Origin of the sequence: Defluviimonas salinarum, assembly GCF_026013545.1 — a bacterium.
Lineage (GTDB): Bacteria > Pseudomonadota > Alphaproteobacteria > Rhodobacterales > Rhodobacteraceae > Albidovulum > Albidovulum salinarum.
The window spans coordinates 1-15,058 of the sequence record NZ_JAPDOG010000002.1; the positions used below are offsets into that span (position 1 = coordinate 1).

Here is a 15,058-nt window from a genome sequence, read left to right on the forward strand (position 1 = left end):
CGCCATTGGCAGGGGGGAGGAGCCCCCTGTGCAACCGAAGAAGCAAAGGGAGACCAACATGACGGACGACCACAAGTACAAGACCTTCGCCCGCGCCATCTCGCGCCGGGACTTCACAGAACAGTTCGATCGCACGGATTGACTGCATGCCCAAAGAGCCGTGGCAAGAGGCGAGTGGGTGACCAGCGCGTGGTGAGTGGCATTGACTTGATAGATTGCCACGGGGGGCGCTGTGCGATGCGCCAAGGGGGTATGGACCGCCCAAGACCCTCTACGACCGCTGGAAGCGATATGGCGGCGGGGGGCTGCGCTTTGATGATGGAGGGGCCTGCCTCCGAAGGCACGGAGCAGAAGGCCGTCGTGATCAACGCGACCTGTCTGAAGGCGCGCCGTGCGACCTCGAGCCTGCTGGCGAAAAGGGGATACGGGCGCCTGATTGGGCGCACGATGAGCGGACAGAACGCCACGCTGCATGCGGAAACGAGACTTGAAGGGCCGCTCGCCGCGGTTATTCACGACGGCGGGCCGGGTCCGCGGCTATAACGGAGCGGCGGCCCTGCTGGGCAGCCCGCCTGCAGCCGAGCAGTTGATCACGGATCGGGCAATGACACCGACTGGATCCGGGAAGCACTGAAAGACAAGGGGATACGCCCCTGTCTCCCCGGCCGGGAGTCCAACGTAAAAGCCGTCCGCTCCGACAAGCGGCGCAACCGGATCGAGATCATCTTCGCGCAATTGAAGGACTGGCGCCGCGTCGCAACCCGATACGGCAGCGGCCCGTAGGTCTTCCTCTCCGCTGTCGCCCTCGCCGCGGGCGCCATGTTCAGGCTTTGAGGGTCCATGTGTCTGGACCCTAAATCGACCGATGTCGAATCTTGTTCGAATGTCGGCGACTTTCCTCATATCCGGCATCGGGTCCCATCGCGTCGACGACGCAGGTGACGAACAGCCCGACGTTTGCCCGCGCCATAGGAGATCGCCCGCATCCCGCCACCGGCGGCGCGCCGGAGACGCCGCTCATCATCATGCCAATCCCTCGGCATAGTTTCGGGCCTTCGACATCTTGCCGATCCCCGGATTGAACGAATTGGTCGGATCGCAGGTCCTGTAGAACTCCGCGAGATCCGGCTTGGCGGCGTAGAGGTGTCCGACATTGTGCTCGGCGGGATATTCCGCGCCGCGCGCGTCGAGCAACTCCAGCATCCGCGCTTTCAGCTCGGCGGGGTCCGCGCCCTTCCTGACGATATAGTCCTGGTGCAGGACGTGGCACATGAAGTGACCATAGTAGAGCTTGTGGACGAGCTTGTCCTCGATCTCGGCGGGCAGGCGCTCGTACCAGTCACGATCGTTGCGGCGGAGCGCGATGTCGAGGGGGATGATGTCCTCGACCTCGCTGCGGTGGATCGCCATGTAGCGCACGGCCGCCCCGGCGGCGGCGAAGCGGTGCAGGCCCGCGATCTTGGCCTCGCGGTCGCTGCATTCGAAGTAGTCGCCCTCGCGGCCGGCGAAGAAGCGGGCGAGATAGTTCCCGGCCTCGTCGATCCCGCCGTCGCGCATCTTCAGGATCAGGTGGTGGCGGTAGCGGTCGCGGAACGCCTTCATCCGACGCGGCAGCACCGAGGGCGTGAGCCGCGCGACAATCTGCATGAAGCGGTCGGTGAAGTTCGCGAGGCCCGGCACGTTCCTCAGCCGCGCATCGACGGCACCCTTCAGCGCGAAGAAGGCCGGCAGCCGGTCGGTGCCGAGCCAGTCGATCATCATCACCGTGTCCTTGCCGTATCTCGCGGTGATGTCGAAGACCTCACGCTCCATGTATTCGGCCGAGACCGGCAGCGTCTCGAACGTGCTCAGGATGTGGCGGCGAAGCTCCGCGAGATCGCCGACATCATCGGTGCCGATATAGAAGGTCCTCTGCGCGTCCGGTTTGGGATAGGTGTCGAGCCGCACGGCGAAGACGCCGAGCTTGCCGGCGCATCCCGACGCCTCGTAGAGCCGGCGCTTGTCGGCGTTGAACCGGGCCGGGGTGTCGGCCTCCACGTTGCGGACCTGGGCGGCGTAGTCGGTGGCCGAGGCCTTGCGGTTCGTGGCCGGTGCCTTGGGGTCGAAGTCGCCCGCCTCGAGCCGGCCGAGGATCTCATCGGGCGTGTCGCCGAGATCGAGGCCGAGATGATTGACGAGGCTCAGTTCTCCGTCCGCGCCGAGATGGGCGTAGAGCGAAAGCTCGGTGTAGGACGGCCCGCGCTCCACGAGCGAGCCGCCGGAATTGTTGCAGACCCCGCCGACCACCGAGGCGCCGATGCAGGACGACCCGATCACGGAATGGGGCTCTCGGCCCGAGGGCGCGAGAAGCTTCTCGAGTGCGAAGAGCGTGGCGCCCGGAAAGGCGATGATCTGCCTGCCGCCGTCGAGCGTCAGGAGCCGGTCCATCCGGCGGGTATTGATCAGCACCACGTCGCGGTCGTAGCTGCCGCTTGGCGTCGAGCCTTCCGTCAGTCCGGTATTCGCGGCCTGCATGATGACGATCTTGTCCGCCGCCACGCAGGCCTGAAGCACTCGCCACTGCTCGATGAGCGTGCCCGGCCGCACCACCGCCAGCGCCTCGCCCTCGCCGGAGCGGAAGCCGCGGCGGAAGCGCTCGGTCGCGCGGGCGCCGGTCAGGACGTGGCGGCGCCCGACGACGTCGCGCAGGGTCTTGAGTAGGGTCGCGTCATCCATTGCCCCGCCCTCAATACGCAACCGAGGGCAGCCAGGTCGCGAGCGACGGCCAGAGGAAGACCAGGAGCAGGCCGGTGAGTTGCAGGAGCACGAAGGGAATGATGCCGCGATAGATGTGGACGAGGCTCACCTCGGGCGGGCAGACGCCCTTGAGATAGAAGAGCGCGAAGCCCACGGGCGGCGTCAGGAACGAGGTCTGCAGCGTCACCGCCACGAGGATCACGAACCACACCAGGGCGGGCTCGTCGATGACGCCATAGCCGTCGATGTCGATGCCAAGCCCGTTCACGATCGGCCGCATCAGTGGCAGCACGATCAGCGTGATCTCGATCCAGTCGAGGAAGAAGCCCAGAACGAACACGATGAAGAGGATGAAGAAGATCGTTCCGTTCGGGCCGAAACCGGTACCGGTCACGACACTCTCGATCAACTCGTCGCCGCCGAGTTCCCGCAGCACGTAGGAAAAGACCGTCGCGCCGAGGAAGATGGCGAAGATGTAGGCCGTGGTGTTGAAGGTCGAGACAAGCACCGCCTTGAGCTTCGGGAAGGTCAGCTTGCGGTTGAAGAGCGCCAGAAGCGTGGCGCCGAGCGCGCCGACGCCCGAGGCCTCGGTTGGCGTGGTGATGCCCATGAAGATCGAACCGAGCACGGCCAGAATCAGCGCGAGCGTCGGCAGAACAGCGACCATCACGTCTTTGACAGCGTTCCAGTCGGGTCGCGTGGCGCCCTCCGGCACCGGCGCCGCATCCTTGTTCATCTGGGCGAGGACGAAGATATAGACAAGGTAGAGCGCTCCGATGATGACGCCCGGGAACACCGCGCCCATGAAGAGATCGCCCACCGACAGCGCCATCTGGTCGGCCATGATCACCAGCATGATCGACGGCGGGATCAGGATGCCGAGCGTGCCCGAAGCGGCGACCACCCCGGCCGCAAGTGTCGGCGCATAGCGCTGCTTCATCATCGAGGGCAGCGACAGGACGCCCAGCAGCACCACGGACGCGCCGATGATCCCGGTCGAGGCGGCGAGAATGATGCCGATCATCGTCACGGTGATTGCAAGGCCACCGCGCACGGTCCCGAAGAGCCGCTGCATCGAGGTCATGAGCTTTTCGGCGACGCCACTCTCGTCAAGCATCAGCCCCATGAAGATGAACATTGGCAGCGCCACGAGAACGGCGTTCGACATCGTCGCGTAGATGCGGTTCACCACCGCGCCGAGCGTGAGGTAGTCGAGCCCGGTCAGCGTGCTGTCCAGACCGGTCCAGAGCATCAGGTCGTTGTCGAAGAGAAAGGCGACACCGCAAAAGCCGACGCCCACGCCCGCCAGGGTCCACGCCACCGGAAACCCGGTGAAGAGAAGCCCGATGAAGCTCATGAACATCGCGATGACCAGTTTCTCTTCGGTCGGCTCGACCAGCGTGCTCAGCGCGAGCGTCGCGACGGCAAAACCGATCGCGCCCCAGAGGAACGTCCTGAGCTTCCTGCCCTCGCGCTCCTGCGCGGGGCCGGTGGTCAGCGCGTGCAGGTCGTGGATCAGGCGCGCGAGCGCCGCGAGCGCAAGCAGGACGAAGCTGATCGGCATGACCGCCTTGAAGATCCAGCGGTAGGGCAGGCCGGTCGGGCTGTCGGAGCTCTCGTTGATGCGGAAACTCTCATAGAAATAGTCGTAGCCCTGATCGATCATCAGGAAGATGAAGGGCGACAGGAGCGCAAGGAGGCCGATCACATCCACGATCCGCTGCGCATGGCGCGAAAGCTGCATCCGGAACACGTCGACCCGGACATGGCTGTCCGTGACCATCGCGTACGACAGGCCAATCATCGTGGCGAATCCATAGAGGTGCCACTGGATCTCGTCGAGCTTGGGGTAGTTCTGACTGAAAAGGTAACGCAGCGAGACCTGCGACACGATCGCGGCAACGAGCAGGAGATTGGCCCACATCACGACGTGGCCAATCCCCTTGACGATGCGGTCGAGACCTGTTGCGACTGGTTGCCGGTCCGCCTCGGAGTGTTCGAGGAACTGCTCGTAGGTCTCGATCGGATCGGTCGACAGTGGCGTGAGTTGATTGTCCTGGGCCATGGCCCCCTCCTAAGGATGCGGCCGCGTGCATTGGTCGGCGCTGCGGCAGGGCGATCTATGTGCAACGGTTGGCGGTGGGGCGGCGGGATGCGCCGCCCCGGGCACCATTACTTGCGAGGAAGGAAAGCGTTTTCCTTCCAGATCCGGTAGCCCGCGCGGAATTCGTCCATGTCGGCCAGGACCTTGGCAAAGAACGGATCTGCCGCCGCCTCTTCCTTGGCAACTTCTTCCCAGGTGGTGCGGAAGGTCGAGAGCATTTCGTCCGACCAGGTCTTGATGGTGACGCCGTTGTTGTCGACATTGTCCTTCAGCGCGGCGAACTGGCCGGCTTCGCCCTCCGCGAAGCTGTCCGTCATCGAGGCCTTGCAGGCCGTCTCGATGATCGCCTTGTGCTGATCCGTGGCTTCGTTCCAGACGTCCTTGTTGACCAGAAGCTCGAACACGGTCGCCTGCTGATGCCAGCCGGGGAAGTAGTTGAACTTCACGAGCTTGTGGAAGGCGAGGCGGGCATCGACCGCCGGCATCGAGAATTCCGTCGCGTCGATCGCGCCGTTCTCGAGCGCCGGGAAGATCTCGCCGCCGGGCAGCAGCGAGGTCGCCACGCCGAGTTTCTGCATGACTTCGCCGCCAAGGCCGAAGAAGCGCATCTTCAGGCCCTGAAGATCGGCCGGGGAGTTGATCTCCTTGGCGAACCAGCCCGAGGTCTCCGGGGCGATGATCGCGCAGGGGATGACGTGGACATTGTAGCCCGCCTGGTCGTACATCTCCTGATACAACGACATCCCGTTGCCGTAGTAGAGCCAGGCCATGTATTCGCCGGCCTCCGGTCCGAACGGCACCGCCGAGAACAGCGGCGCGGCCGGGATCTTGCCCGCCCAATAACCGGCGGTGGCGTATCCAGAGTTGATCTTGCCCGAAGAAACCGCGCCGAGAATCTCGAAGGCGGGAACGAGCTTGTCGGGCTCGTAGATCTTCATCTGAAGGGTGCCGCCAGACATCAGGTCAAGCTGTTCGGCCACGCGCGGAATCGGTGAGCCCAGTCCGGGCAGCGCGGTCGAAAACGCGATCGGGGTTTTCAAGAGCAGCTTTTCCGCTGCATGCGCCGCGCCCGCCGCCAGGACCGAGGCGGCAACGGCAAGTGATGTGAGCGTGTGTTTCATGTTCTCCTCCACGGTTTCCGGACGGGCCCCTCCTGGCCCGGTCGCGGCATCGGAATGCGGTGATGCCGAGTGGACAATAAACTTTACCAATGATGTGGGTCAACAATTTTATTTACCACTTGCACCCCAAGATCTCTTGAGCAATCGGTTACCTTCAAGTCGTCGAGGCCGCATGCGTATTCGAAGTAGCAGGTTAATTCTTTGATATTATGTCGCTTGTGGCGACAGAGGCCGCGCCGGCGCCCGGCGCTTGAAGTGGCCGCCGTTATGGTCAATAATATGCATCTTCAATCCGATCATGATCGGAGCGCGGCGCCACCAGGAGCAGGACATGGACCGGAACAGCCCTTTCGAGCCCGTCGACCACGAATCCATCGCCGAGGCGGTCGTCCGGCAGATCGAGGCGATGATCGTGTCCGGCGTCCTGCAGGAAGGCCGCAAGCTGCCGTCGGAACGTGAACTTGCGGAGACCTTGAACGTGTCGCGCCCGAAGCTGCGCGAGGCGCTGAAGACGCTGGAGGATCGCGGCCTGCTGGTCGTGCGGCATGGCGAAGGCTCGTTCATCGCGCCGCTGACCGGCAAGGCGATGTCGCCGGCGCTGCTGTCGCTCTACGGCCGGCATTCGGACGCCTTCTACGACTATCTCGAATACCGGCGCGAGCAGGAGGCTTTCGCCGCCCGCCTCGCGGCGCAGCGCGCGACGACGGACGACAAGGAGCGGATCGCCGCGATCCTCGACGACATGAAGACGGCTTGGGAGAAGAACGACTACGAACTGTCGCAGAAAGCCGATTTCGCGCTGCATTCGGCCATCGTCGATGCGAGCAACAATGCGACCCTGATTCACATCATGGCGTCGATCTACGACCTGACCCGGCAGGGCGTCTTCTACAACCGGGACTATCTTCGGACCATCGACGGCACCGGCGAACGGTTGCTGGAACAGCATGTCGAGCTCGGCACGGCGATCATCGACGGCGATCCCGCCCGGGCCGAAAAGGCGGCGCGGGACCATATGGACTTCGTCGAGCAGTCGTTCCGGCTGGGGCAGGAACGCGACCGCAGGGAAGCCTTGGCGGCGAAGCGGCGGATGATGGCGTAATTCTCGCTCGAAAGACTTTCAGCGTGACGAGATGTCTTCGATCGGTCACCGCCTGCCCGACGAGCCAGGCCGAGACCTGGCTTCCGGGTTGCCTTGCCAGATTTCGATCGCTCAATCCCGGGGGAGATCGCCGTCAATGCCGCCATCTGGGATCGCCCGGATGATCTCATTGTCGACATTTCGACCTCGGTGAGGCGACCGCGTCCGCTGCGCGCAGCTTCCGCAACGAGCTGCATCATCAGAACTCCGCCGAGATGCAGATTGTCGAGATCTCCGACCACAAACCGCCGTGGTGGACAGTTGGACGATCAGCGCGCCGGTGCCGCTGCAGCAGCTTCTGAACCAGGAGGCATGGGCGGGTCCGTCAATCGCGCTACCTGCCTTCGGCCGTCTGAAACCGGGTCGAGGGTATTCAAGATCGCATCGGGCGGATCGGCGCCTCCACATTCGCAGCCGGCTTTGCGCGCGGAACACAGCACTTCCGCCGGTTTATCCGGCCTGGAGCCCGGTGCATGGCAGTTTGAAATGACAGAATTATTGTATTGTTGACTGAATGACAGAAAACTTGCACAAATTGATATGGTTCGATTCCGTCATGTGAGGCCTGCAAATGTCCGTCCCGTTGAAAACCCGCCTCGCGAACGCGATGAGTGAGGGATCCAAGGCGGACAAGGCGATTGCCAACTACATGAGCGGCGCGCTCGAGGATCTGCCTTTCGAGACGGCCGCGAGCATTGCCGCAAAAGTCGAGGTCAGCGAAGCCACCGTAGGACGGTTCTGCCGGTCGATCGGCTATGCGAGCTTCAAGGACCTCAAGGACCATCTGAAGGACGATATCGGCGATCACCCATGGCTCATGAGCGACCGGTTGAACGAACTGCGCCGGAACGCCGAACACGACGCGTCCCACCTTGCGCGCGGGATGGAGCTCGAGATCGCGGCGCTGGTGAAGGTCTACGAGATGACCACGACGGCGGAGTGGCGGCGGGTGGTCCGGCGCCTGGCCAAGACCGATCGGGTCCATGTCGCCGGCTTCCAGACCGAACGCGGCATCGCCCAGTACTTCGCCAACCAACTGCAATACCTGCGCGACGGTGTCACGCTGATGGATCTCGCGGGTGGCAACTTCTCGGAGCTGCTGGTTTCCGAGACTCCCGCCTGCCTCGTGATCTTCGAGGCGCGCCGCTACTCGCGCCTCGCTAAGGTATTGGCGGCTGAGGCGCGGGGTGCGGGCATTCCGGTGACACTCGTCACCGACGTCTTCTGCGACTGGGGCCACGCGGTCGCCGATGAGGTCTTCGCCGTCACGACCCAGGTCAACCAGTTCTGGGACTCGACCGCCGTGATGGCGAGCCTCGGCAACCTCTTGATCAACGGCGTGTTCATGGAGCTTGGCCCCGCCGTCGAGGCCCGTTTGCGCAGGACAGCCGAACTCTACGGACGCTTTACCGGCCATGTCGGCGACCCCGTCGCCCAAGTGGCGAAATGACAACGATCGGGTTCCACGAGGAGGAGAACGCATGAACACGAAGAACAGACTGGCCGCGGCACTGTGCGCGACCGCCATTGCCACCGCGATGGCCGCTCCCGCGTCCGCGCAATCGCTGCGGCTCGGGACGGAGGGCGCATACCCCCCGTTCAACTTCATCGAGTCGAATGGAGAGATCGCCGGTTTCGACGTCGAGATCGGCCTCGAACTTTGCAAGCGGATCGGCGTGGAATGCGAAGTCGTCGCGCAGGACTGGGACGGAATTATCCCGGGACTTCTGGCGAACAAGTACGACTTCATCATTGCCTCGATGTTCATCACCGAGGACCGCAAGAAGCAGGTCGATTTCACCAACCCCTACTACCTCGCCGCGATGACCCATGTCGCGCCGAAGGGGGCCGGCATCACCGAGTTCACCAACGAGGCGCTGGCCGGCAAAGTGATCGGCGCGCAATCCGGCACCACGCAGGCGGACTACGTCGAGGCGACTTATCCCGATGCCGACATCCGCCTCTATCCGACGCAGGACGAGGTCAACCTCGACATGGCAAGCGGCCGGATCGACCTTCAGGTCGGCGACATGCTCCCGATGCTCGACTGGACCAGGAAAAGCGACGACGGTGCCTGCTGCGAACTGGCGGGCGAGCCGATCACCGACCCGGCTTTCGTCGGCGAGGGCGTCGGCATCGCGGTGCGCCAGGAGGACGACGAGCTGCGCGAAAAGCTGAATGCCGCGCTGGCGGAGATCCGCGCCGACGGCACCTACAAGTCGATCAACGACAAGTATTTCGACGTCGACGTCTACACGATGAAATGACGACCCTCGTCCCCCCGCCCGAAGGACTGACCCATGTTTGAACTCTTCGCATATGGCGACGCAGGCTGGGGGGACGAAATCCTTCGCGGGCTGGCGATCACGGTCCAGCTCGCGATCGTCACGCTTCCCGTCGGGCTTTTCCTCGGGTTCCTGGCCGCATTCGCCTCCCTGTCCGGCCTCCGGCCCCTGCGGGCGCTGGGTTTCGGCTATACGACCATCATGCGGGGCCTGCCGGAAATCCTCACGCTCTTCGTCGTCTATAACGGCGCCGGGCTGCTCCTGAACAAGGGGCTGCGGTGGTGGAATCCAGACGCCCCGCCAAGCGACTTCAGCCCCTTCGCCGCCGGCGTCATCGCGCTTGGCATGGTGTTCGGCGCCTTCGCCGGCGAGGTGTTGCGCGGTGCCTTCCAGTCGCTCGACAAGGGACAGGTGGAGGCCGGCCGTGCGATCGGCATGACCGACCGACAGATCTTCCGCCGCATCCAGCTGCCTCAGCTCTGGCGCTTCGCGCTGCCCGGCCTTGGCAATCTCTGGATCAACATGCTGAAGGATACCGCGCTCGTCTCGGTGATCGCGCTCGACGACCTGATGCGCATGACCAAGGTGGCCGTGGGTGTGACCAAGCAGCCCTTCACCTTCTACCTTCTGGCCTGCCTGATCTACTGGGCCATGTGCGTGCTGTCCGAAGTCGTCCTGGCGCAGATGGAGCGCCGCGCCAATCGCGGAATCCGGAGGGCCGTCTGATGAACCCGATCGAGATCCTTTTCGAGTATTGGCCCCGGCTTCTCGACGGCGCGCTGATGACGCTCAAGTTGACCTTCCTGGGCGCGCTCATCGCGGGGCTGGTTTCGCCGGGCCTCGCCCTGATCCGGGTCCAGGCCGCGCCGATGGCGCAGGCGCCCCTGCGCCTCTATGTCTCGTTCATACGTGGCACCCCGATCCTCGCGCAGCTCTTCCTGATCTTCTACGGCTCCGGCCAGTTCCGCCCGGCACTGGAGGAATGGGGCCTCTGGACCTTCTTCCGCGACCCGTTCAACTGCGCGCTCCTCGCCTTCGCGCTGAACTCCACCGCCTACCAGACCGAGATCCTGCGCGGCGGCATCATGAGTGTACCGCAGCGGGAGATCGAGGCCGCGAAGGCGATCGGCATGAGCAGGTCGAAGATCCTGCGCCGGGTAGTGTTCCCGCACGCCTACCGCATCGCCTGGCCCGCACTCGGCAACGAGGTGATCCTCTTGATGAAGGCCAGCGCGCTTGCGAGTGTCGTCACCGTCTTCGACGTGATGGGCCGCACGCGCCAGATCTTCTCGCGCACCTTCGATTTCTCGGTCTATCTCTGGGCGGCCCTGATCTATCTCTGCATCACGGCGGCTTTCGTCCTGCTCTGGCGGCAGGCGGAGCGGCGCCTCAGCCGCCACATTCACGCCCCCGGAACACCCCGCGCGTCCGCGCAGCCCTTCAAGGAATCCCAAGCATGACCAAGCCGGAAACCATCCTGAAGGCCGAGGACATCCACAAGTCCTTCGGCAGGCTCGAGGTCCTGAAAGGCATCTCGCTCGAGGCGCGCAACCATGACGTCATCTCGATCCTCGGCTCGTCTGGCTCGGGCAAGTCGACGTTCCTGCGCTGCCTGAATTTTCTCGAGATACCGACCTCCGGCAAGGTGACGGTGCATGGCGAGGAAATCCTCGTGAAGAACGGCAAGCCGCAGAATGTCCGCCATATCGAGGACATCCGCAGCCGGCTCGGCATGGTCTTTCAGCAGTTCAACCTTTGGACGCACCGGACGGCGCTGGAAAACGTCATGGAGGGTCCGGTCCAGGTTAAGCGCGAACCCAATGCCGAAGCCCGTGACAAGGCGGAGGCGCTCTTGAAGCGGGTGGGGCTGGAGGATCGGATGCACATGTATCCCTCGCAGCTGTCGGGCGGTCAGCAGCAGCGGGTAGCGATCGCGCGGGCATTGGCGATGGAGCCCGACGCGATCCTGTTCGACGAGCCCACTTCGGCGCTCGATCCTGAACTGGTCGGCGAGGTGCTGAAAGTCATGCAGTCGCTCGCCGCCGAGGGGCGGACGATGATCGTCGTGACCCACGAGATGGGCTTCGCGCGCGAGGTCTCCTCGGAGGTCGTGTTCCTGCACGAAGGCCGCATCGCCGAACAGGGACCGCCGGACGAGATGTTCGCCAACCCGAAGACCGAGGTTTTCGAACGCTTCATCTCGAAGGTGAAGTGATCCGACCTGCCGCCGATGCCACATCCCAAAGCCAAGTGAAGTGCCCTGAATGCTTGAAATGACACAGACCGTGCCTGCGATCCGCGACGGGGTCCGGATCGAAGCCGCCGAGCTCCGCATCGTCAACCTTCCGCTCGTCACGCCCTTCGTGATCTCGACCGGCACGATGACCGGCAAGACCTTCCCGCTTCTCGTCCTCAAGGGCGAGGGGCTGGAGGGTGTCGCCGAGGGCGTGATGGACCCCCAGCCGGATTATCTTGAGGAGACCGTTCCGGGCGCCATGGCGTTCCTTAGGGAACAACTGTTGCCCGCGATCATCGGGAAGCGGTTCACCTCGCCTTACGAGCTTGCCTCGATCCTCGACCCCTGGCGCGGCAACCGGATGGCCAAGGCGGTGGTTGAGATGGCGTTCTGGGACCTCTGGGCCAAGAGCCTCGGCCTGCCGCTCAAGGCGGCGCTCGGCGGTGTGGGCGACAACGTCGATGTCGGCGTCAGCCTCGGCATCGCCCCGGTCGAGACGACGCTGGAGCGGGTCGAAGAGGCCGTCGCCAATGGCTACAAGCGGACCAAGCTCAAGATCGCGCGGGGCCACGATGTGAAGATCGTCGAGGCCGTGCGCGCGCTTCATCCCGGCATCAAGCTGACCGTCGATGCCAATACCGATTACGGTCTGGCCGACCTGCCGGTTCTGCAGGCTCTCGACGACTTCGCGCTGGATTACATCGAACAGCCGCTGGCCTATGACGACATCCACGATCACGCCAAGGTGCAGGCGGCCCTGAAGACGGCGATCTGCCTCGACGAAAGCATCCGCAGCGCGTCGGATGCGCGCAAGGCGCTCGAACTCGGCGCCGCGCGGGTCATCAACATCAAGGTCGGCCGTGTTGGCGGCTTCATGGCGGCCCGCGCAATCCATGACGTGAGCGCGGCCTTCGGCGCCCCGGTCTGGTGCGGCGGCATGCTCGAAAGCGGCATCGGCCGCGCCCACAACATCCACCTCGCCACGATGGCCAACTTCACGAAGCCCGGCGACACGTCGAGCGCCAGCCGCTATTTCAAGCACGACATCATCAACGAACGGCTCGAAGCCAAGAACGGCAGGATGCCGGTTCCCGCAAACGGCCCCGGCATCGGCGTAACGCTCGACCGGGACTACCTCGACACCGTCACCATGCATGCCGAGGAGATCCGCTGATGAACATGCAGGTCCCCGGGCTCGTGCTGCGAGAACTGAACGGCGTGGCCGAGCTCAAGCAGGCCGAAACATTCCAGAAAGAGGTCTGGGGCAAGGACGACCCGCCCGACAATTCCGATATCATGCTGGCGATCCAGCACGAGGGCGGGCTTGTGGCAGGCGCCTTCAGGGATGGGCGGATGCTCGGGTTCCTCTTCGGTTTTCCAACGGCCCGGCCCCATGTGCAGCATTCGCACCGCCTCGCCGTTCACCAAGACAGCCGCGGCCTTGGGCTAGGCGCGCGGCTCAAGTGGTTTCAGCGCGACTGGTGCCTTGCGTGCGGTATCACGCTGGTGCGGTGGACCTATGACCCCCTGCGCCGCATCAATGCGGCCTTGAACATCGCCAGGCTCGGCGCTACGGCCGGCACCTATCACGAGAGCTACTACGGCCCGATGGAGGGGATCAACGCCGGCATCCCCTCGGATCGGCTGGTTGCCGACTGGGATCTTTCCGCTCCTCACGTCGACGCGCTGGCACATGGCGCAGAACCCGCCCCGCCTGCATCAGATGACGATCTGGTGACGGTGGAGATTCCGAAGGACCTGGACAAGCTCTTGTCGACCGACCTGGACACGGCGCTTTCCGAGCGGCTGCGCGTGCGCGAGGCGCTGACTTCGGCGTTCGCCCAAGGTTACCGGATCACCGGCTTTGAAAGCGGTACATCCCGCTATCTTCTGTCAAGGCAATAAAGCCGCGCGCCGCGTCGCGATACTGCCGACCCAGTCTCGGGGTCCGCACCGCACCGCCGCGCGTCAACCCGCGCGGGCCTGAGGTGTTTGATCCCGGCGATTGAGGATGCGATCCATTCGTTGGAATCGAAGGAAGCACTATGGGACAGGTACGTCGCGCCAGCGCCACGATCGAGCCAGCGCGGCGCCATCGGTTCGAGCCCGCTGGCGAGGGCACGCCGTCAGAGCTGCAAGACAGCGATCGCAAGCTTCGGCCGCGGCGCGGGGCCGTGACGTCGGCGATGAGGACAATCAGGAAACGATCCGGTGGATCGTTTCCCTGACGAACCCGAAGACGGTCTCTGCGCGGGGAAGCGCGAGACGGTCGAGGGTCGAAAGATCGGCCGAAGGAGAAGCGCTCGTCCGTTCTTCGCGAAACCGAGGAAGCAATGGTGGTGGCGTTCCGGCGCCGCACGCCGTTGCCGCTGGTGGGCTGCCTTGCAAGAGTTAAGACGTGATCTGACAGGTGGCGTCGTGAGGCTGAGGTGAGAGCCCTGTCCCGGCTTTCGGGTTTCAACAAGAACACGGTCCTGAGGGTACGCCAGATCAAGAGCTGGCAGACGCGCAAGCGCCCGATTGGCATGCGGCCCGGCATCGGGGCGGTGTTGCAGCGTCAACCGCGCCGAACGAACGCCGGTCGACGGGCCAGTGCCGGGTCTGGACGGGCCGTGGCGGCAGGGCCACGACCGCTGCCGGCGCACAGGAGCACGCCCTCATCCATAGGTTGCGCGCTCGGCACGGTGCCACGGGAATTCCTGCTGAGACCCGACAACGGCCTGGTGTTCGCCAGCCGGAGATCCACCGTGCCTCATAGATCTCCTTCTGCGGGACGAGGCGCAATGACGTCATTCATGCAGGAGTTGCCCAGAGGCAGTCGAGCGCCGTGCGGGATCACCGCATCTTATCCGGCCAAGTTCCGGCAACTTGAGCTATCTTGCACAATAACCGGATCTGCAGGATCTTCTCGTCATGAAGAGTGAGGGAACCGCGCATTCGGAGAAGCCCGCGACGCGATTCGGCGGGGCTCTCGTTTCCATTCTCCTTGCGGTAATCCTCGCACTTGCCACCTTGGGCGGGCATCCACGCATGGCCGCCGGACCGGCCGACGTGACTGCTGGATTGGCGATCAATACCACTCCGACCCGGCTGACCGTCGGGCGCAATGTGGCCGTCAAACCCGAAATCGTTACGGACGCTGTGGGTAGCGCAGTTGGGCTGGCGTGGGGTCTCCGGTGGCCCGTGACACCCGGCGGGGCCAGGATCCGGTCGTGGCACGCTGTGCGTGCCGTCCGTACCATCGCCTCGCGTCCGTATTCCCAAGGGCCGCCGACATCCAGCCTGGCAGTGTTTCCGCGCGACAGCGCCGCGGCTTAAGTTCGAGGTAATCTCGGCCTGCGGCCCTTGAAGCAACACTGACAGCCTGCCGCGATTGCCCCGGGGTGTCGCACCATGCGGCGACAGCATCTCATCGGGAATGCCATCATGCCCGGC

General features: G+C 64.2%; 11 protein-coding genes and 1 pseudogene. 9 read left to right on the forward strand and 3 right to left on the reverse strand.

Translation table 11 applies throughout. From position 1 onward, the window contains the following. Window positions 1-138: 138 nt before the first annotated feature. Window positions 139-783: pseudogene (locus OM960_RS02225) on the forward strand (transposase family protein). Between the two features lie 240 nt (window positions 784-1,023). Here OM960_RS02225 and dld read toward each other — a convergent pair. From dld to OM960_RS02245, 3 genes are all read right to left on the reverse strand, one after another. Beyond that, window positions 1,024-2,715 carry a D-lactate dehydrogenase gene (dld, locus tag OM960_RS02230; protein WP_264770956.1) on the reverse strand — a complete coding sequence of 564 codons (1,692 nt, stop codon included), beginning with the start codon at window positions 2,713-2,715 and terminating at the stop codon, window positions 1,024-1,026. 10 nt (window positions 2,716-2,725) lie between these two features. Beyond that, window positions 2,726-4,801, reverse strand: coding sequence for a TRAP transporter large permease subunit (locus OM960_RS02235; RefSeq protein WP_354003538.1), 2,076 nt, complete (start codon window positions 4,799-4,801; stop codon window positions 2,726-2,728). Between the two features lie 107 nt (window positions 4,802-4,908). Further along, window positions 4,909-5,961 (reverse strand): TRAP transporter substrate-binding protein, encoded by a 1,053-nt coding sequence (locus OM960_RS02245; RefSeq protein WP_263336141.1) that lies wholly within the window; start codon window positions 5,959-5,961, stop codon window positions 4,909-4,911. A gap of 331 nt (window positions 5,962-6,292) precedes the next feature. Here OM960_RS02245 and OM960_RS02250 point away from each other — a divergent pair, with 331 nt between their 5' ends. From OM960_RS02250 to OM960_RS02285, 8 genes are all read left to right on the forward strand, one after another. Then, complete coding sequence (locus OM960_RS02250; RefSeq protein ID WP_263336139.1) at window positions 6,293-7,063, forward strand: FadR/GntR family transcriptional regulator; 771 nt, start codon at window positions 6,293-6,295, stop codon at window positions 7,061-7,063. Window positions 7,064-7,673: 610 nt separating this feature from the next. Next, window positions 7,674-8,552: a MurR/RpiR family transcriptional regulator gene (locus tag OM960_RS02255; RefSeq protein WP_264770957.1), complete on the forward strand. Its 879-nt coding sequence runs from the start codon at window positions 7,674-7,676 to the stop codon at window positions 8,550-8,552. A gap of 31 nt (window positions 8,553-8,583) precedes the next feature. Beyond that, on the forward strand, window positions 8,584-9,369 hold the full coding sequence (locus OM960_RS02260; RefSeq protein WP_263336135.1) for an ABC transporter substrate-binding protein: 786 nt from the start codon (window positions 8,584-8,586) through the stop codon (window positions 9,367-9,369). A gap of 33 nt (window positions 9,370-9,402) precedes the next feature. Continuing rightward, the gene (locus OM960_RS02265; protein ID WP_263336133.1) at window positions 9,403-10,113 is read left to right on the forward strand and encodes an ABC transporter permease; all 711 of its coding nucleotides are present in this window, start codon (window positions 9,403-9,405) and stop codon (window positions 10,111-10,113) included. After that, window positions 10,113-10,847 carry an ABC transporter permease gene (locus OM960_RS02270; RefSeq protein ID WP_264770958.1) on the forward strand — a complete coding sequence of 245 codons (735 nt, stop codon included), beginning with the start codon at window positions 10,113-10,115 and terminating at the stop codon, window positions 10,845-10,847. Before OM960_RS02265 ends, OM960_RS02270 begins: the two co-directional genes overlap by 1 nt. Then, the gene (locus tag OM960_RS02275) at window positions 10,844-11,602 is read left to right on the forward strand and encodes an ABC transporter ATP-binding protein (protein WP_263336128.1); all 759 of its coding nucleotides are present in this window, start codon (window positions 10,844-10,846) and stop codon (window positions 11,600-11,602) included. The genes OM960_RS02270 and OM960_RS02275 overlap by 4 nt, the downstream gene beginning before the upstream one ends. A 58-nt stretch (window positions 11,603-11,660) precedes the next feature. After that, complete coding sequence (gene menC / locus OM960_RS02280) at window positions 11,661-12,797, forward strand: o-succinylbenzoate synthase (RefSeq protein ID WP_264770959.1); 1,137 nt, start codon at window positions 11,661-11,663, stop codon at window positions 12,795-12,797. Further along, window positions 12,797-13,528 carry a GNAT family N-acetyltransferase gene (locus OM960_RS02285; protein ID WP_264770960.1) on the forward strand — a complete coding sequence of 244 codons (732 nt, stop codon included), beginning with the start codon at window positions 12,797-12,799 and terminating at the stop codon, window positions 13,526-13,528. Before menC ends, OM960_RS02285 begins: the two co-directional genes overlap by 1 nt. The last annotated feature ends 1,530 nt before the right edge of the window (window positions 13,529-15,058 follow it).

Excerpts from the sequence above, each read along its gene's own strand:
- OM960_RS02285 (WP_264770960.1), top strand. The coding sequence starts at position 12,797 with ATGAACATGCAGGTCCCCGGGCTCGTGCTGCGAGAACTGAACGGCGTG.
- dld (WP_264770956.1), bottom strand. The coding sequence starts at position 2,715 with ATGGATGACGCGACCCTACTCAAGACCCTGCGCGACGTCGTCGGGCGC.
- OM960_RS02245 (WP_263336141.1), bottom strand. The coding sequence starts at position 5,961 with ATGAAACACACGCTCACATCACTTGCCGTTGCCGCCTCGGTCCTGGCG.
- OM960_RS02260 (WP_263336135.1), top strand. The coding sequence starts at position 8,584 with ATGAACACGAAGAACAGACTGGCCGCGGCACTGTGCGCGACCGCCATT.
- menC (WP_264770959.1), top strand. The coding sequence starts at position 11,661 with ATGACACAGACCGTGCCTGCGATCCGCGACGGGGTCCGGATCGAAGCC.
- OM960_RS02265 (WP_263336133.1), top strand. The coding sequence starts at position 9,403 with ATGTTTGAACTCTTCGCATATGGCGACGCAGGCTGGGGGGACGAAATC.
- OM960_RS02275 (WP_263336128.1), top strand. The coding sequence starts at position 10,844 with ATGACCAAGCCGGAAACCATCCTGAAGGCCGAGGACATCCACAAGTCC.
- OM960_RS02255 (WP_264770957.1), top strand. The coding sequence starts at position 7,674 with ATGTCCGTCCCGTTGAAAACCCGCCTCGCGAACGCGATGAGTGAGGGA.
- OM960_RS02235 (WP_354003538.1), bottom strand. The coding sequence starts at position 4,801 with ATGGCCCAGGACAATCAACTCACGCCACTGTCGACCGATCCGATCGAG.
- OM960_RS02250 (WP_263336139.1), top strand. The coding sequence starts at position 6,293 with ATGGACCGGAACAGCCCTTTCGAGCCCGTCGACCACGAATCCATCGCC.
- OM960_RS02270 (WP_264770958.1), top strand. The coding sequence starts at position 10,113 with ATGAACCCGATCGAGATCCTTTTCGAGTATTGGCCCCGGCTTCTCGAC.